The following is a 16,972-nucleotide window of genomic DNA, read 5'->3' on the forward strand; positions in this document are numbered from 1 at the left end:
CGGCATTCACCATGCTCAAGCACCTCATCGCCTTCTCGCTCAAGCACTCCTCGCTGGTGATCCTCATCGCCGCGGCGATGCTCGTGTACACCCTCGTCCGGCTGCCGCGCCTGCCGGTAGACGTCTTTCCGGAACTCAACGCGCCCACCGTGGTCGTGCTCACCGAGGCGGGCGGGCTGGCCGCCGATGAGGTCGAGCAGTACGTCACGTTCCCGCTCGAGTCGGCGGTGAACGGGCTGCCCGGTGTGCGCCGCGTCCGATCGGCCTCGGCCATCTCGCTCTCGCTCGTCTGGGTCGAGTTCGACTGGGGCACCGACATCTACCGCGCCCGCCAGCTCGTCGCCGAGCGCCTCGACGGCGTCCGCGGCTCGCTCCCCCCGGGCGTGGAGCCCGTCATGACGCCCATCTCGTCGATCACCGGCGAGATCATGCTCCTGGCCGTCTCCTCACCCGACGGGAGCGTGAGTGACCTGGACCTGCGCGCGTACGCCGAGTTCGACCTGCGCAACAAGCTCCTGGCCATCCCCGGCGTCTCGCAGGTCGCCGCCATCGGTGGCGAGCTGCCCGAGTACCAGGTGAACGTGCGGCAGGACCGCCTCGCCCTCCACGGGCTCACGGTCGCGGACGTGGTGGAGGCGGCCCGCGGCGCGCACAGCACCGCGAGCGCGGGCTACCTCGCCGATGTCGACCGGGCCGAACTCCCCGTCCGCCAGGCCGCCCGTGTCACAGGCGTGCGCGACATCGCCGCGACGCGCGTCGTCATGAAGGACGGCCTGCCGATCACCATCGGCGACGTCGCCGACGTGACGCTCGGGGGCGCCCCTCGTCGCGGCACCGCGGCCAACCAGGGCGTGCCCGCCGTCGTGCTGACCGTCCAGAAGGCCCCGGGCACCAACACGCTCACCCTCACCCGGCGCATCGACGAGGCCCTCGCCCAGATCGAGCAATCTGCCCCCCCGGGCGTGCGCATCAACAAGGACGTCTTCCGCCAGAGCCATTTCATCCAGCGCTCCGTGAACAACGTCATCAAGGTGCTGCTGGAGGCGACGGCCATCGTCGGCGTGATTCTCGTCCTGTTCCTCCTCAACGTGCGGACGATGATCATCACGCTGACGGCGCTTCCCCTGTCCCTCGCCGCGGCGCTCCTGACGCTCGACTGGCTGGGCCTCACGCTGAACGTCATGACGCTGGGCGGGCTGGCGGTCGCGATCGGAGAGCTCGTCGACGACGCGATCATCGATGTCGAGAACGTGCACCGCCGGTTGGAGGAGAACGCGCTGCTCCCCGAAGACCAGCGCAAGGGCGTCGTGCAGACGATCTTCGACGCGAGCAACGAGATCCGCTCGTCGGTCGTCTACGCGACCGTGCTCATCTGCATCGTGTTTCTCCCCCTCATGTTCCTGGACGGGCTGGAGGGCCGCTTCTTCAAGCCGCTGGCGATCACGTACGTCGTGTCGATCATGGCGTCCCTCGTGGTGGCGCTCACCGTCACGCCGGCGATGTGCAAGCTGCTGCTCAGGCCCGCCAGGCGTGCGGCGCGGGCGACGGACGCTCCGCACGCGAGCGGCCCCGCCCGCACCAACCCAGACGGATTCCTCGTCCGCTGGCTCAAGCGCCGCTACGAGCCCGCGCTGCGCTGGTCACTGGCGCACCGCGGGATCGTGCTCGGTGCGGCGGTGGGCGCCACCGTGCTTTCCCTCTTCCTGGCCCGCACGTTCGGAACATCGTTCCTCCCGGAGTTCAACGAGGGCTCGTTCACCGTCTTCGTGTCATCGCCCCCGGGCACCTCGCTGACCGAGAGCGACCGCTCGGCCCGTGCCATCGAGGCCCGGATCATCCAGATCGAGGGTGTCCGCAGCGTGACCCGCCGCACCGGGCGTGCCGAGCGCGACGAGCACGCCGAACCGGTTTCCAACAGCGAGCTGGACATCCTCTTCGACCCCGGCGCCGACAAGACCGAGGTTCGAGCGCAAATCGCCGCCGTCGCGCAGGCCGTCCCGGGCGTCACCGTCCAGATCGGCCAGCCCATCGAGCACCGGCTCTCGCACATTCTCTCGGGCACGCCCGCGGCCATCGCGATCAACGTCTACGGCGAAGACCTGGCCACGCTTCGATCTCTCGCCCGGCGGATCGAGTCCGAGCTCAAGACCATCCCCGGCGCCCGCGACGTGACCGCCAACCGCGAGGTGCTCGTCACCAGCCTGCCCATCCGGTACCGCCATCAGGACCTCGCCGCCGCGGGTCTGACGCCCGCCGCCGCCGCCGAGCAGGTGCAGATGGCGCTCTACGGCGAAGAGGTCGCCGACGTGAATCACGGGCTCCGCCGGTACGCGCTCGTCGTGCGGCTCGACGCCTCCGAGCGCGAGCGCGTCGATCAGGTGCGCGACCTCATGCTCCGCGGCGAGGGCGACGACGCCAGCCCCGGCCCGACCGTCCGCCTCCGGGATGTCGCCGACATCGGGCCCGAGCGCACGCCCAACATCATCGCGCGCGAGAACGCCCAGCGAAAGGCCGTCGTCTCCTGCAACGTCGCCGACGGGTACAACCTGGGCGACCTCGTCGAGCAGGTCAAGGCCCGCGTCGAGCCCATCGTGCATCGCGAAGGCTACGTCGTCGAGTTCGGCGGGCAGTTCGAGGCGCAGCGCTCCGCGAGCCGCACCCTGCTCATCGCCGGCGCGGGCATCGCCGTCGTCATGCTCATGCTGCTGCAACTCTCGACCGGCTCGCTGCGGGTGGGCGTGCTCGTGATGGTCAACCTGCCGCTGGCGACCATCGGGGGCGTGGCGGCGATCTTCATCACCGACTCGGTCCTGCACGCCGGGGGCGTCGCCGGGCTTGTCCGCAACTCACTCGCGCTCCTGGGCCTGGGCCCCTCGACGTACCACGCCCCCGTTCTCTCCATCGCCAGCCTCGTCGGCTTCATCACGCTCTTCGGCATCGCCGTCCGCAACGGCATCCTGCTCGTCAACCACTACCGCCACCTTGTCGAGGTCGACCGCACGCCCATCGTCGACGCGATTGTCCGGGGCTCCATGGAACGGCTCGTCCCCATCCTCATGACCGCACTTTCCGCCGCGCTGGGCCTGCTCCCCCTCGCCCTCGCCTCTGGCCAACCCGGCAGCGAACTGCTCGCACCCCTCGCGGTCGTCGTGCTCGGCGGCCTGAGTACCTCCACCTTCCTCAATCTCATCGTCGTGCCCGCCGGCTACGCACTGCTCCACGGCGTTTCCCGCCCGGCCGACGCCGCCGCGGGATCGACTTCCAGACCCTCCGTGCTCGGGCGCGTTGCCCGGGCGCTCGGCATCGTCCGCCGTTGATTCGCGCGGGCGCCGCTCGCACAGTTTGTACCATCACCCCGAGAGGAACCGTCATGACCCTGCACCGACTCGCCGCGCTCGCCCTCGCCGCCGCACCGCTCACGATGCTCGCGTCCGCCGGCGGCTGCGAAGAGAAGAAGCCCACGCCCACCACCAGCGCCGACGACCACGGGCACGATCACAACACCGACGACCACGGGCACGATCACAGCGCCGACGACCACGGGCACGATCACAACGCGGGCGCCTCGCACCCCGCGCCAACCGCCGGCGGCCCCGGCCACGGCGGCTCGGTCATCGCCCTCGGCGAGCAGACCATCGGCGCGTTCAACGCCAAGGCCACGCGCGACCAGGGCGAGATCGTCGCCGGCAAGGACGCCCCCATCGACGTCACCGTCATGCCCGCGCCGGGCTCGACGGCGAAGGTCGCCGCCGTCCGCTTCTGGATCGGTACCGAGGACGCCAAGGGCAGCGTGAAGGCCCGCGCCGAGGTCGAGAACCCCACCGATCCCAGCCGCTGGCACACGCACGCCGAGGTGCCCAGCCCCCTCCCCGCCGAAAGCCGCCTCTGGGTCGAGATCGAGGACGACAAGGGTGCAACTACGGTCTCGAGCTTCGACCTGAAAGTGTGAGGCGCCGAGTTCGATCGTGCGTCGCCCGCCCGCGTCATACGCGCGGCCGTTCACGTCCCGCGAGTGACTCGTCCCTCCGCGCGCACACGCTGGTCCCGTGATCGCCCCCCGCACCCCAGGCGATCAGCGACTCGGTGACGACGCATCGCGCGTGGTGGACGATCGCTCTTCCAAGCCAAGCTCTATGCCTTCGAGCCCGCCACGCCGGGCAGGGCCGCGCTGCACGCCGAGGCCATCCGCAAGTTCAACGAACTCGTGGAGCTGCGTCGCGAGCGGCTCGAGGCGGTCCACACCGGGCTTCCCAGAGCGCTCTGGAGGGTGGTGGGGCTCGGCGCGATCCTCAACATTTCCATCACCTGGTTCTTCCGCGTTGAGCGGATTCGCCTGCACGCGATCCTTGTCGGCATCACGTCGGCCCTTGTCGGGCTGCTGATCTTCCTGACGGGGGCGATGGACAATCCCTTCCGCGGCGAAGTCAGCGTCGGGCCCGACTCGTTTGAGTCGGTCTACGAGCAGTTGATGCGCCAGCACGAAGGCACGTAAGCCCGCAGCCGAGCCGCCGCCTCTGTGTGGATTGGCCGAACGCAGGGATCCGGCCCTACCGGCGTTGATAGGTGTTCTTCAATCTGTCCTGCAGAACCACGACCGTGTCATCCTTGCCCGGCGCAAGGCTGAGGTCTGCTTCGAGAAGGCGGGCGCGGTACTTCCAGCCGCGCGGCAGTCGCAACCGCGATTCGAGCGTCGCGAGGTCGGCGATCTTGACGTCAGGCTCCTCCGACAGCGACATGGAATGCATGACGTAGACAACACCATCCGGCGAGATCAACTCGTAGACCTCCTCGCCACCTTTGAAAGTGTTGGTCGTCTTGCGCGGCACGACACGCTCTTTGAGCGGATCGCCATCGCCCCGCTTGACCTCGAGCGTGGCGACGAGACCCATCTCGATGCCGCCGAAGCGTCGTCGCGATTCCGCCGGCGGCGTCGGGGCCGGAGAGTTCGGGAGCCAGATCTTTGGTCCGTTGATCACGACGCGCTGGGCCTTGGTTTCAGTCTTAATAGCAGCGGCATCAAACACCGCCTTACAATCTTTCGGGCAAGCGCTGATGCCCTGGGTGCTCCAGACTTCAGCCTCGTTCTTGCCCGCGTTACGCCGCACGATCATGATTTCGCAATATCGCCCGCCTCGCACGAGTGGCTTGACGTCCTCGGCTGTCGCATCCGTCGTGTTTTGTGTTGGCGCAGACGTGGGCTGGTGCACGAGTGCGGCCCCGCCGACGGTCAGACAGGTCAACGCGGCGGCCGCAGCCAACTCTCGCCGCGAGCGACAAATGCTCTTGAATATGGTCATGATCAGTCTCCTTCACCTGAATCGAGCCCAAAGCCCCGGACGCGGTATCAGCAGCACTGTACTCTTCGGTGTCAACCCGTGCTGTGGACGAGAGTCCTCGTTGATCGCGTACAGGGCGGGCACCGCGAAGTCGAAGCCTCGATGCACGAAGACAACTCCACCCGCGCCGCCGTCCTCTTCAGCGGCACCGGGACGCGGGCGAAGTGCGTCAGCGGCGCACGCCTGCGGGCTCGATCCCGCTCGCGGCGTTGCTGGCTTGCTGGGGGCACCGCCCATCATCGCGGCCAAAGTCTGATTGCAAACCCGCGATGCAGCCTTCGATCTCGCGCCGGGTGTCGGGGCTGCCGGTGCGACGGCGCACATCCGGCAACATACACGCGCCCAAGCGCGCCCGCGCCGTCAAAGCCCGACACACAAACCCCGATTGCCATGCAGAAATGGCGGGGGGTGCACTGGCACACCCATCGCCACAGAACGCGCGGCGCGGGCGAACCTCGAGAGCGTTCGGTCTGCATATCGCCCCGGGGAAGCGAAGCCAGAACTGCCGTTGCTCACCACGGAATCGCCGCTGGCGGACTACCTGCGCTGCGCGATGCTCAACAACCCTCGCGTTGAGGCTGCGTACTACGCGTGGGCTGCCTCCGTCGAGCGCATCACACCCGCGCGGTCGCTCCCCGACCCGCGCCTGACCTTCGAGGCCGATATCGCCGACATGCTCGACGCCGTCATGCCCGGCCTCATGCTTGACCTGCCGGGACCGGGCAAGCTCCGGGCGGCCGGTGATGTGGCGGCGGCGGAGGCGAAGGTGGGGTACTTCGGCTTTGAGAGCGAGGTGCTCCAGGCTGCGTACGCGACCAAGTCCGCCTACATCCGGCTTCATTTCCTGAGCGACACGATCCGGGTGCAGCGCGAAGCGCTCGCCCTGCTCGGCGATGTCGAGTCGCAGGCGCAGCAGCAGGTCGGCGCTGGACGCGGCACGATCCAGGACGTCCTGCGCGCCCAGATCGAGCGAGAACAGCTGGCCAACCAGATCGCCAACCTGGAGGACTCGCGGGGCGTGCTGGAGGCCGAGTTCCGGGCCGCGCTTGGTCACTCACCCGCGGATGTCTCGGTGCCCGTGCCCGCCACGTTTGAAGTCGCGAGTTCGCCGGGGTCGGTGGACACGGTGCTCGATCGCGGCTCCGACGTCATGCAGCCCATGGCCATCCCGGCGATGGGCGGCATGACCGTGTCGCTCATCACGCTCTTCATTGTGCCCTGCGTCTTCTGCGCGGTCGAGGAGTGGAAGTGGAGCCGCAGCCGGCGTAAGCAGGCCGCGGCGTGAGATCCGACGCACTGAGGGCGGGTCGCCGGACCGGCTCCCCCGCGTGCCTGTTGTGTCCGGACCGTTTCCTCGACGCTGGGCGACGTTTCAGGCGTCACGGTCCGATCTGTCGCCGTCGGCAGCGCCGAGATCGAGGCTCCCGACGGGCTCACTGTCGCGGCGGCCATCGCGGCGCTCGACGAGGTGGGCTACCCGTCCCGAGTCCGCGACTCGAAGACGCTTCCCGCCCGAGGGCTCGCGCCGCGAAAGTCCTGCTGCGGCTCCAGCGACAGCGATGAAGATCCTCGGGGCTGCTGCGGCTAAAGCCGGCGATCGCCCACGTTCATTCGCAGGAGTTCGCCCGAAGGAACATCAGCCATGAAGAACCGCAAGAACAACGAACCACGCATCGAGACTCCAAGTCCGTCACTCAACGGCCACGGCAGTGCCGCCGCTTCGGACGCGATGGCCACGCCGTCGGCGTGCTGCGGCTGCGCGGGGACACGCGCAGGGGCAGGCGCCCATGAAGGCGTAGGCCCCGGAGCCCACGCCGCGGGTGTCGACTCTGGGCTTAAGGCCGCCAACCTCAAGCACCTCAAACGCATTGAGGGCCAAGTGCGCGGCATCGCCGCGATGATCCAGGAGGACCGCTACTGCGCCGACATCATCCAGCAGTGCGCGGCGGTGCAGGAGTCCCTCCGAGCTGTGGCGAAGAACCTGCTGCGGAACCACCTCGGGCATTGCGCGAGCCGCGCGATGCACGGTGACAAGCAGCAGCAGGACGCGATGGTCGAAGAGCTCATCGAACTGGTCGGAAGGATTGCACGCTAAGCGCGACACCCCGCGATAACTCACACAGGCGACAGAAATGACCACCACGAACGTCGGCGATGACCGTGCGCACCCGCACGGCAGCGATGCCTCGCACTCCTCCGGGAAATCGCACCCTTTACAACCCGCGATTGAGCGCTGCGATTTGCCCATCGAAGGCATGACGTGCGCCTCGTTCGCCTCGCGCATCGAGAAGCGCCTGGCAAAGCAGCCCGGCGTAACCTCCGCGAGCGTGAACTTCGCCACCAAAGTGGCGACGGTGACGTTCGATCCGGCGGCCATCCGCCCCGAGGCCTTGGCCAAGGCCGTGGATGACATCGGGTACAAAGCGATCGTGCCTGCGGCCCCATCTTCCGGCCACGCGGCGATGATGCGTGGGCCGGCAGAAGCCGGTGCGCAGTCGCACGCTCACGGGCGGCACGGGGCAGGCGGCCGAGACGACCACTCGGCCCACATGAACGTCGGCGAGGCCGAGGCGAAACGTCTGCTGCTCAAGATCATCGTCGGGGCCACACTTTCATTGCCCGTGCTCGTGATCGCGATGTCGCACGGCACGATCGAGGCCCTCAACGTTGCCTGGATCAACTGGCTCCAGCTCGCGCTGACCACGCCCGTGCTCCTCTGGTGCGGGTGGCAGTTCTTCCGCTCCGCCTGGAAGGGCCTTTGGCATCTCAGCGCGAACATGGACACGCTGGTCGCGATGGGCACGGGCGCGGCGTATCTCTACTCGCTGGCGGCGACAATCTGGCCGTCGTTCTTCGCAGGGGTGGCAAGCGGTGCGGGCAGTGCGGCACATTCGCACGGCGCTGGCGGTGCGCCCATGGTGCCCGTTTACTTCGAGGCCGCCGCGGTCATCATCGTGCTCATCCTGCTGGGCAAGTACTTCGAGGCCCGAGCGACGGGGAGGACCACGGCGGCGATCAAGCGGCTCATCGGCTTGCAACCCAAGACCGCCCGGGTGCTGCGGGACGGCGCCGAGGGCGATGTGCCCATCGACGCCGTTGTGGTCGGCGACCGCGTGCTGGTGCGGCCCGGCGAGAAGATCCCCGTGGACGGCACGGTCGAGAGCGGCCAGTCGTCGGTCGATGAATCGATGCTGACCGGCGAGAGCGTGCCCGTCGACAAGAAGGCTGGCGACAGCGTCTTCGGCGCCACGATAAACACCACCGGAGCCCTGCGGCTCATCGCAACCAAGGTCGGGGCCGACTCGGCCCTCCAGCAGATCGTGCGGCTCGTACAGGAGGCCCAGGGGAGCAAAGCCCCGATCGCCCGTCTGGCCGACAAGATTAGCGGTGTGTTTGTTCCCGTCGTGATCGCCATCGCACTCGTGACGTTCGTGGTCTGGTGGTTCGCATCTCCGGTGGATTCCCGGTTCAGCATGGCGCTGGTCACGGCCGTTTCCGTGCTCATCATCGCGTGCCCCTGTGCCCTTGGGCTGGCGACGCCCACGGCGATCATGGTCGGCACAGGTCGCGGCGCGGAGAAGGGCATCCTCATCAAGGGTGGCGAGGCCCTGGAGACCGCCCACAAGCTCACCGCCATCGTGCTCGACAAGACGGGCACCATCACGCACGGCAAGCCCGCCGTAACCGACATCTTCACCTCCGCCGACTCGGGCGTTGACGAGGCGGAACTGCTGCGGCTGGCCGCGTCCGCCGAGCAGCACAGCGAGCACCCGCTCGCCGCGGCGATCGTGCGCGAGGCGACCGCCCGGAGCTCGCGCCTGGTCGAACCGGCGGAGTTCGGGGCGGTCGTCGGGCACGGTGTCGAGGCGAACGTGGACGGCAAGCGGCTGCTCGTCGGCAAGGCCGCTTTGCTCGAGCAGCGCGGCATCCCGATCACCCTTGCCGAGAAGGCCGCGGGGTTGGCGGCGCTGGGCCGCACCCCGATGTTCGTCGCGATCGACGGGCGCGAGGCCGGGATCATCGCGGTCGCGGACACCGTCCGTCCCGAATCAAAGGAAGCCATCGCAACGATGCACGCGCTGGGGCTGCGCGTGGTGATGATGACCGGCGACAGCCGTCTCACCGCGGAGGCCGTCGCCTCGCAGGTCGGGGTCGACCAGGTCTTCGCGGAGGTGCTGCCCAGCGGCAAGGCGGCCAAGGTCAAGGCCCTTCAGGCCGAGGGCCACGTCGTCGGCATGGTGGGCGACGGCATCAACGATGCCCCCGCACTCGCCCAGGCGGATGTCGGCCTCGCCGTCGGAACCGGGACGGACGTGGCGATGGAATCCGCTGATATCACGCTCATGCGGGGAGACCTCCGCGCGGTGCCCCAGGCCATCGCGCTCTCCCATGCGACGATGCGGACCATTCGGCAGAACCTCTTCTGGGCGTTCATCTACAACGTCGTGGGCATCCCCGTCGCCGCAGGCGTGCTCTTCCCGTTCACGGGCTGGCTGCTGTCGCCGATCATCGCGAGCGCTGCGATGGCGTTCAGCAGCGTGAGCGTGGTGCTCAACAGCCTGAGGCTGCGGGGGCCAACGTCGACCCGCATCGGCCGGTCTACCACGCTCGACTGACGGGAGATCAGTGGGCCGATCAGTCGCAACGCTCGGAAGTCAATGCGGGCGCTTCGGTCCGCCGCGGACTGTGTGCCCGTCGGTTGTGCCAGATGCGCTGGCCGGTGTGCTCGAAACGGCGGGGCGCGTCACGCTGGATCGGTTCGGCGCGCTGACCGGCATGGGTGACGGCAAGGATTCGCGCGCACAACGGGCGCTGAAGGCGCTCGAAACGAACGGGGGTGCGGCGTGAGTGATACGAACCCCAACACTGAGAACGGCAAACCGCCCGCGCCGACTGCGGCGGACCTGGACCGGCTGAAGGCGGCGCTGGAAGCCGAGCGCGCCGCGCACAAGGAAACGAAGACGAAGGCGGCGGAGCGCCGCACGGTCTACGCCCGCACACTGGGCCTTGCCGAGAACGTGAACGATGAAGATATCGTGGCGCACCTCAGCGGCACCGATCATGCGAAGGCTGTCGCCAGCATCCAAGCCGAACGCGACGAACTGCGGGCGAAGGTTACGAAGATTGAGCAGGAACGCGACGCCCAGCAAGTCGAATCGGCAATCAGTTCGGCGCTGTCGAAGTCGGGGATGATCCCCGCGAACCACGAAGACGCGGCCAACCTCATTCGTTCCATGCTGACCGTGAAGGAAGGGAAGGTGGTCACGAAGGACGGGGTACCGAACGTCATCCCCGGCATGGACCCGACACAACTGTTCCACGCGACGGTGAAGACTCTGCGGCCCCACTGGTGGCCGTCGTCTGTCGGTGGCGGCGCGGTGGGCAGTCGTGGCAACGCCAACCCCAACGCGCTCCCCGGTGATGCGTCGTGCTTCGACCCGCGTTCCCCGAACTTCAACGTGACGAAGCAAGGGCAGTACCACCGTGCCTACGGCCCCGAAGCGGCAGCGCGGGCGCGAGCGCAGTACGGGGGTGGACGGTGAATACACCTGCTGAACTGTTCGCCGAATCATGGCGGCGCTTCCGGGAGTGGTGCCCCCGGATCGTCGGTGACGCCGACGTATCCGCAATCCATGACCTGTTGGCCCGGTGCTCTGAAGGGGGAACGCCGGGCCTTGAAGAGGTGTGGGAAGCCGTCGAACAGCATCCGGGGGCTGACCGGCGGACGGTGACGGAATACTTCGCGCGGGAAGGGGAGTGGAACCGGCCAACTCGCCTACCGAATGGCTGACCGGCAATCCGGGCGGAGAAACCTGTCGCTGGCGTCTACAGTGTTGGCGATAGGATCGACGCCCGGAATGACCGGGCGTCGATCCTGTAGACTTCACCCACCCCCAATGGCTACTGCCCGTCCAGATTGGAAACGTCCCCCCGTCATCGAAGTGGTGCTGGGTGTGCAGTTTGACGCGCTGCCCGCGCTGACGAATGGGCACCTTGGCTGGTTCTGGGGCGACATGCACGCAGAGTTCCCCAACTCAGACGATGTGCCGCCTATCCCGCCGGTCGTTGAAGCGTTTGGTGACGAAGTTCCGTTCGGGTTTCCGGCGCTGGGCTTCCGTCGCGCCACTGGGGATTCGCGGTTGCGCATGACCTCAGCCGATGGCACGAAGATGATCCAAGTTCAGAACGGTTGGCTGGTTGCCAACTGGACGAAAAAGGGGGACACTGAATACCCCGGCTTCACCGGCGTAAAGACGCTGTTCGACGAAGCGATGCGACGATTCGCGTCCTTCCTGAAGGAACGAAATCTGGGAATCATCAAGCCGAACTTGTGGGAGGTGACGTACATTGACCACCTCCCGGAGGGTACCGTCTGGAACTCTCTGGCTGACCTTCCCAAAGTCTTCCCCGGCTTGTTCGGCAACGGCCAGTGTGCCAATGGAACGAACGAAGCCGTAGATTCCACTTGGGCGTGGCGTCTTTCCCCTCAACCGGGGCGCTTGCGGGTTTCGGTGCAATCGGCCCGGACCAGTTCGGAACCAGAACGGGATATCCTGTTGGTTCGGAGCATTGCACGCGGGCCTTTGGGGACCGATAATGCGGGTTCTCTTGACGATGCCCTGAACTTTGGCCGATCTTCAGTGGTAGATACATTCATGGGCTTGGCTTCCGACGAAGCGAAGCGATACTGGCAGGGAGACTAAATGCTCACGCTCGACCACCCAACCGCTGGCTTCAAAGACTACTCACTCAGCGCGGGTTCCGCGCGTGTGGTGATGGTCCAGCCTGCGTGTGGTCCCAGCCCCGAGCGTTCCGACCCCTACATGGAATGGGCACTTCACTTCGATCAGGGCTTGAAGCGAGTGGATCAGCGCATCCGCGATTGGTCGCGCGATGCTGCCGCGCTTGCGGACGAAGAGTTGGAAGCACCTTCCCGTGAAACAATCGTGCGTGCAATCGAGATCATCAACCAGTTGAAGGTTCTGGTCATGGATCGAGTCGCGCCCGCGACGGCCACGCTGCTGAATCTGAAGGGTGCGTCGCTTGGCAGCGGTGGAGAGATCAGCCTTGAACTGGGTTCTGGCCCGTTCGCTGTCACCTACCGGATTGAATCCGACGGTACCGTCACCGAGTTGTTCTTCAAGAACAGTCGGTTGATCCGTCGTGACCAGATTCTGCGCTGACGACGGGTTCCGCCAGTCGAAGTGCGGGGTGTATCCTTGCACTAATCTCCACGGTGGAACAGAACGATCCCATTCAGCCTGATGAGATCATTCTCCGTCGCGTCCCAGAGGACCAGATGGGAAGTGGCAACCCGCGCTTGCCTCTGCCAGACGGCTTCGACCCTCACCGAACGAACGATGCTGATGGTCTGTCCGTCTATCGAGAGAAGTTCCACACTCCAGCGCAAGTCGCTGGGTTTCGTACAAAGGGATCAAAGCCGACGTGGATAGCGAGACTCCGCGCAAAGTCGATCACGGACCTTGGGCTGACCTTGAAACCTGATCCAAGAGAACCTGAGGACGGACTACCCGCCCGACCGGGACACGCTCTGATCGTTGAGATGAACACTCCGGCGCGAAAGTCGGATGCCGTGGAACAGTGGAAACAACAACTGCTGTCGTCGGTCATAGGAGTTGAAGGGGGCGATACTGGCTTCCCTGCCCCGGTCGCAGCACCTGCCGCGCCGCAGTCAGGTTGAGCGCCGAACGTCCGGTTTGTGCCCCAGTTGTGCCCCACCGACCGACACGCCCCGAAGCCGGTCCAAGAAAAAAGCCTCTGGCAATCGCCAGAGGCTGGTTTTCAAGTGCCCCCCGAAGGACTCGAACCTTCGACCCGCTGATTAAGAGTCAGCTGCTCTACCAACTGAGCTAGGAGGGCGTCGCGGCGTGTCCGCCGCTCGACCATTCTACCGCCCAAACCACGCCGCTTCTTCCCAAGGCGGCTCCTCCGCGCCACGATTGTCGGCGCCGTGCTTGTCAGGCGCGAGTTCACCGCATCGCCGCCGGCCGCATTCGCCCGGTTCCGCGTCCGGGCGCCCGCGTGTCGTGCAGATCTCGCGAGTCGACGCTCACGCCAGCCCGCCCGCTGCCCGCCGATCGCAGATCGCCGCCCATCGGGCGACGCGGCCCGATCCGCTCGTCGCGCGAGCGGCCTAGAACCCCCGGCGGCACCCCCGTCCGCCGCCAGTTGATCCTCCTTCCGCAGATTCCTACTATCCCCACCCTACCGGACCCCCCGGTGCTGACCGAAGTTGACGGCCGTGCGTGGCCGAGGAGTTGCTCCGATGCTTCCCACCCAGAGAGTCAGTTACGGCCGGACGCGCCGCCGTCGGTCTCATCACGCCCTCGAGCCCGTCAACACCTGCACCTGCCCGCTCACCGGGCTCCCGAAGCTCTCGCACCGGGCGTGCAAGGAATCCGGGTACGTGCGCGCCGGGCTCCAGATCAAGGTCCCCAAGCTCGGCATCGGCGTTCCGAAGAACTGACCGACTCCTCGCTCCTGGGGTGCGCGGCGTGTGCGGCCGCCTCCCTGCTCCTTCCTCCGCGCGCCAATCGCTGCGCGCACCCTAGACCGGATTGAACGTGCGGATCGCCATCGACATCATGGGCGGCGACCACGCCCCCGACGCCATTCTGAAGGGCTGCGTCTCGGCGTTGCCCGATCTCCCACCCGGAGACGTCCTCGTCCTCGTCGGTCGCTCGCGCGTCATCCGCGAGTCCCTCGACGAGTGGAACATCCGCCCCGACGATCCCCGCATCGAGATCGTCGATGCCGAGCAGGTCATCGACATGGGCGAGCCCGCCTCCATCGGGGTTCGCCGCAAGACCGATTCCTCGATCGTCCGGATGCACCAGCTCGGCGCCGCGACCCATCCGCGCGCGTGCGACGTCGTGCTCTCCGCCGGCAACACCGGCGCCTGCGTCGCCGCCGCCACTTTGTTCATGCGCCGCCTCCCGGGCGTGCTGCGCCCGGGCATCGCCGTCACCATCCCGGCGTTCCACGGCCCGCTCGTCCTTACCGACGCCGGCGCCAACCCGGAGCCCAAGCCCGAGCACCTCTGGCAGTACGCCATCATGGCCGACGTGCTCGCCCGGCGCGTCCACCGCGTCGAGAGCCCCCGCGTCGCGCTCATGAACATCGGCAGCGAGGAGGCCAAGGGCACCGGGCTCATCAAGCAGACCCGCGACCTGCTCAAGAGCACCCCGGGCCTCAACTACATCGGCTACATCGAAGGACGCGACTTCTTCAACGGCGTCGCCGACGTCGTCGTCACCGACGGCCTCGTCGGGAACACGCTCCTCAAGGCGGCCGAGGGAATGGCCAAGGCCCTCTTCAAGGCCATCGCCGCCGAACTCCTGGAGTACGACCCCTCCCTGGTCCCGCAGTTCGAGCCGATCGTCAAACGCATCTACGCCAAGAACGACTACCACGAGTACGGCGGGGCTCCGCTCCTGGGCATCCGCGGCGCGTGCTTCATCGCGCACGGCAGTTCCGAGCCCCGCACCATCCGCGCCGCCATCCGCAACTGCCGTGCATACGTCGCGGCCGGCGTGAACGACGCGATCATCCGCCGCCTCGGCGAACTCGAGCCCCTGCACCTCACCGACGCCGCCCGACAGACCACGCCCGATGCGGCCGACGAGGGTGTCCGCGTATGACCAGAGCGCGGGGGGTGAGGATCTCGGGGACAGGCTCGTTCCTCCCGGAAGACCGCCTCACGAACGGCGATCTCGAGCGTCTCATGGAGACCTCGGACGAGTGGATCGTCCAGCGCACCGGCATCCGCGAACGACGCCGCGCCCGTCTCCGCGAGGGCGAGACCGTCACCCCGCTCGCCGCACGCGCACTCTCGCGCGCGCTCGAAGCGGCCGGCGTTCGCGCCTCGTCCCTCGACCTGGTCATCTGCGCGACCATGACCCCCGAGATGGACACCCCCGCCAGCGCCTGCCGCATCGCCAATCTTGTCGGCGCGGGGCACGCCGGCGCGTTCGATCTCAACGCCGCCTGCTCCGGGTTCGTCTTCGCCCTCACCGTCGCCCACGACCTCATCAAGTGCGGGTCGCACGCCCGCATCGGCGTCGTCGGCGCCGACACCCTCACCCGCGCCATGGACTACAGCAGCGCCGGGCGCGCCACCGCCATCCTCTTCGGCGACGGCGCCGGGGCCGCCATCCTCGAGGCCTGCGACAATCCCTCCCTCGGCGTCATCGCCCACGCCATGCACGCCGACGGCGGGGCCTGGGCCGACATCTTCATCCCCCGCGTCCCCACCGACTTCCCGGACGACCTTCCCCCCGATCCCGCCCGCTGCGGCGTCGTCCAGATGAACGGCTCGTCCGTCTACAAGTTCGCCGTCTCCACCTTCCCTCGCCTCATCGAGAACACCCTCGACAAGGCCGGCCTCTCCCCGGACGACATCGACTTCTACGTCTGCCACCAGAGCAACGCCCGCATCCTCGCCGCCGCCCAGCAGCGCTTCAACATCCCCGACAGCAAGTTCTACATCAACATCGACCGCTACGGGAACACCGTCAGCGCCTCCGTCCCCATCTGCCTCGACGAACTCACCCGCGCCGGTCGCATCCGACCCGGCATGCGCGTCATGTTCCTGGGCTTCGGCGCGGGGCTCACCTGGGGAAGCTGCCTCTGGCAGACCTGACACGCCCGCCGCACGCGGGCCGACCCTGAGTTATCCCCAACCCATCCACAACCCAACCGCCGCTTGCCGTACCGATCCCGTATCTGTAATTTGTTCTGGTACAGATCGAACCCCGTTCGGGTGTTCACCCCAGGGAGGCGGCACATGGTCGGATCGAATCTCCACCAGCGGCTCCGCGCCGTCACCGGTCACCGCAGTTACCGCGAGATCGCCGAACTCACCGGCACGCACCCCGAAACCGTCCGCCGCTACATGCTCGGGCAATCCCCCAGCATCGAGTTCATCAGCGCACTCAGCAGCGCGCTCCAGGTCAACGGCGAGTGGCTGCTCACCGGCCGCGGGCCCAGCGGGCGGGGCGACATCCGCGCCCACGCGCTCCGCGAGGCGAACCCCACCGAACTCCTCAACGCCGTCGCCGCCACGCTCGAACGCCTCATGGACCGCGTCGAGCGCCTCGAAACGTTCCTGCACACGATGGAAGCGCGGCTGCGGGCCGCACCCCCAGTATCCTCCCCGCATGCCGACCGACCCGTTGTTTCAGTACCCGACAGGCCCCTCTCGATCGCCGACGCCATCGGCGGGGGAGCACCTGCGGATGCTGGTCGACCTCCTCCGCCCGGGAACCGCTGACCTCGCCCGGCGCTGGGTCGGGGCCCTGCTCACCGTCGATCCCGCCGATCGCGAGGCCCTCGTCGCCGAGGTCGAGCGACGTGTCGCCTCGCTGTATCCGCTCGCGCCCGGCGCTGATCAGCCCGACGCGGGCTCGAGCCTCTCCGGCGCTGCCGACGAACCGCCCGCCGAGCCCGTCGACGTCGTGCACCCGCCCCGCCAGCGCGACGGCTACGTCGAGCAGGTCCGCGTGACCTACGAGCGCGGGACGGCGTCGCCGCCGCCCCCCGCCGCGCGCGCCACGCCGAGCGCCCCGACGCCCGGGGCTCGGCGCGTACGCTCCCGCGGGTAGGCCCGCGCCGTC

Annotated in this window: 16 protein-coding genes and 1 tRNA gene; 15 read left to right on the forward strand and 2 right to left on the reverse strand. The window is 67.6% G+C overall.

Features of this window, described 5'->3' with window-relative positions; all coding sequences use genetic code 11:
• The first annotated feature begins 11 nt into the window (after window positions 1–11).
• From SFY69_04470 to SFY69_04480, 3 genes are all read left to right on the forward strand, one after another.
• A complete protein-coding gene (locus SFY69_04470; GenBank protein ID MDX2131288.1) occupies window positions 12–3,317 on the forward strand; it encodes an efflux RND transporter permease subunit in 3,306 nt (1,101 codons plus the stop codon).
• A gap of 53 nt (window positions 3,318–3,370) precedes the next feature.
• The gene (locus SFY69_04475; GenBank protein MDX2131289.1) at window positions 3,371–3,949 is read left to right on the forward strand and encodes a hypothetical protein; all 579 of its coding nucleotides are present in this window, start codon (window positions 3,371–3,373) and stop codon (window positions 3,947–3,949) included.
• Window positions 3,950–4,204: 255 nt separating this feature from the next.
• Window positions 4,205–4,492 carry a hypothetical protein gene (locus SFY69_04480; protein MDX2131290.1) on the forward strand — a complete coding sequence of 96 codons (288 nt, stop codon included), beginning with the start codon at window positions 4,205–4,207 and terminating at the stop codon, window positions 4,490–4,492.
• 55 nt (window positions 4,493–4,547) lie between these two features.
• Here the strand turns inward: SFY69_04480 and SFY69_04485 are convergent, their stop codons facing one another.
• A complete protein-coding gene (locus tag SFY69_04485; GenBank protein ID MDX2131291.1) occupies window positions 4,548–5,297 on the reverse strand; it encodes a hypothetical protein in 750 nt (249 codons plus the stop codon).
• Window positions 5,298–5,844: 547 nt separating this feature from the next.
• On the opposite strand from SFY69_04485, the gene SFY69_04490 reads away from it, so the two are divergent.
• From SFY69_04490 to SFY69_04520, 7 genes are all read left to right on the forward strand, one after another.
• Entirely contained in the window at window positions 5,845–6,621 is a 777-nt protein-coding gene (locus SFY69_04490; GenBank protein MDX2131292.1) for a TolC family protein, read from the forward strand.
• A gap of 357 nt (window positions 6,622–6,978) precedes the next feature.
• Window positions 6,979–7,431: a metal-sensitive transcriptional regulator gene (locus tag SFY69_04495; GenBank protein MDX2131293.1), complete on the forward strand. Its 453-nt coding sequence runs from the start codon at window positions 6,979–6,981 to the stop codon at window positions 7,429–7,431.
• A 37-nt stretch (window positions 7,432–7,468) separates the two neighbouring features.
• Complete coding sequence (locus SFY69_04500) at window positions 7,469–9,952, forward strand: heavy metal translocating P-type ATPase (GenBank protein ID MDX2131294.1); 2,484 nt, start codon at window positions 7,469–7,471, stop codon at window positions 9,950–9,952.
• 106 nt (window positions 9,953–10,058) lie between these two features.
• Window positions 10,059–10,184 (forward strand): hypothetical protein, encoded by a 126-nt coding sequence (locus tag SFY69_04505; GenBank protein ID MDX2131295.1) that lies wholly within the window; start codon window positions 10,059–10,061, stop codon window positions 10,182–10,184.
• Complete coding sequence (locus tag SFY69_04510) at window positions 10,181–10,879, forward strand: hypothetical protein (protein MDX2131296.1); 699 nt, start codon at window positions 10,181–10,183, stop codon at window positions 10,877–10,879. The genes SFY69_04505 and SFY69_04510 overlap by 4 nt, the downstream gene beginning before the upstream one ends.
• Before the next feature lie 354 nt (window positions 10,880–11,233).
• Complete coding sequence (locus SFY69_04515; protein MDX2131297.1) at window positions 11,234–12,040, forward strand: TIGR04255 family protein; 807 nt, start codon at window positions 11,234–11,236, stop codon at window positions 12,038–12,040.
• On the forward strand, window positions 12,041–12,520 hold the full coding sequence (locus tag SFY69_04520; GenBank protein ID MDX2131298.1) for a hypothetical protein: 480 nt from the start codon (window positions 12,041–12,043) through the stop codon (window positions 12,518–12,520).
• A gap of 624 nt (window positions 12,521–13,144) precedes the next feature.
• Here the strand turns inward: SFY69_04520 and SFY69_04525 are convergent.
• A tRNA-Lys gene (locus tag SFY69_04525) sits at window positions 13,145–13,217 on the reverse strand.
• Window positions 13,218–13,623: 406 nt separating this feature from the next.
• Between SFY69_04525 and rpmF the strand changes: the two genes are divergently transcribed.
• The 5 genes from rpmF to SFY69_04550 all read left to right on the forward strand — a co-directional run bounded on the left by rpmF (window position 13,624) and on the right by SFY69_04550 (window position 16,960).
• A complete protein-coding gene (gene rpmF, locus SFY69_04530) occupies window positions 13,624–13,824 on the forward strand; it encodes a 50S ribosomal protein L32 (protein MDX2131299.1) in 201 nt (66 codons plus the stop codon).
• Between the two features lie 97 nt (window positions 13,825–13,921).
• Complete coding sequence (plsX, locus tag SFY69_04535) at window positions 13,922–14,998, forward strand: phosphate acyltransferase PlsX (protein MDX2131300.1); 1,077 nt, start codon at window positions 13,922–13,924, stop codon at window positions 14,996–14,998.
• Window positions 14,999–15,012: 14 nt separating this feature from the next.
• Window positions 15,013–15,999 (forward strand): beta-ketoacyl-ACP synthase III, encoded by a 987-nt coding sequence (locus SFY69_04540; protein ID MDX2131301.1) that lies wholly within the window; start codon window positions 15,013–15,015, stop codon window positions 15,997–15,999.
• Between the two features lie 144 nt (window positions 16,000–16,143).
• Window positions 16,144–16,629: a helix-turn-helix transcriptional regulator gene (locus SFY69_04545; GenBank protein ID MDX2131302.1), complete on the forward strand. Its 486-nt coding sequence runs from the start codon at window positions 16,144–16,146 to the stop codon at window positions 16,627–16,629.
• Window positions 16,595–16,960, forward strand: a complete 366-nt coding sequence (locus SFY69_04550) for a hypothetical protein (GenBank protein ID MDX2131303.1) — start codon at window positions 16,595–16,597, stop codon at window positions 16,958–16,960. The genes SFY69_04545 and SFY69_04550 overlap by 35 nt, the downstream gene beginning before the upstream one ends.
• Window positions 16,961–16,972 lie beyond the last annotated feature (12 nt).

Source organism: Planctomycetota bacterium, assembly GCA_033763975.1.
Taxonomy (GTDB): Bacteria; Planctomycetota; Phycisphaerae; order Phycisphaerales; family UBA1924; genus RI-211.

Excerpts from the sequence above, each read along its gene's own strand:
- SFY69_04470 (MDX2131288.1), top strand. The coding sequence starts at position 12 with ATGCTCAAGCACCTCATCGCCTTCTCGCTCAAGCACTCCTCGCTGGTG.
- SFY69_04515 (MDX2131297.1), top strand. The coding sequence starts at position 11,234 with ATGGCTACTGCCCGTCCAGATTGGAAACGTCCCCCCGTCATCGAAGTG.
- SFY69_04475 (MDX2131289.1), top strand. The coding sequence starts at position 3,371 with ATGACCCTGCACCGACTCGCCGCGCTCGCCCTCGCCGCCGCACCGCTC.
- SFY69_04485 (MDX2131291.1), bottom strand. The coding sequence starts at position 5,297 with ATGACCATATTCAAGAGCATTTGTCGCTCGCGGCGAGAGTTGGCTGCG.
- SFY69_04550 (MDX2131303.1), top strand. The coding sequence starts at position 16,595 with ATGCTGGTCGACCTCCTCCGCCCGGGAACCGCTGACCTCGCCCGGCGC.
- SFY69_04545 (MDX2131302.1), top strand. The coding sequence starts at position 16,144 with ATGGTCGGATCGAATCTCCACCAGCGGCTCCGCGCCGTCACCGGTCAC.
- SFY69_04500 (MDX2131294.1), top strand. The coding sequence starts at position 7,469 with ATGACCACCACGAACGTCGGCGATGACCGTGCGCACCCGCACGGCAGC.
- SFY69_04520 (MDX2131298.1), top strand. The coding sequence starts at position 12,041 with ATGCTCACGCTCGACCACCCAACCGCTGGCTTCAAAGACTACTCACTC.
- rpmF (MDX2131299.1), top strand. The coding sequence starts at position 13,624 with ATGCTTCCCACCCAGAGAGTCAGTTACGGCCGGACGCGCCGCCGTCGG.
- SFY69_04495 (MDX2131293.1), top strand. The coding sequence starts at position 6,979 with ATGAAGAACCGCAAGAACAACGAACCACGCATCGAGACTCCAAGTCCG.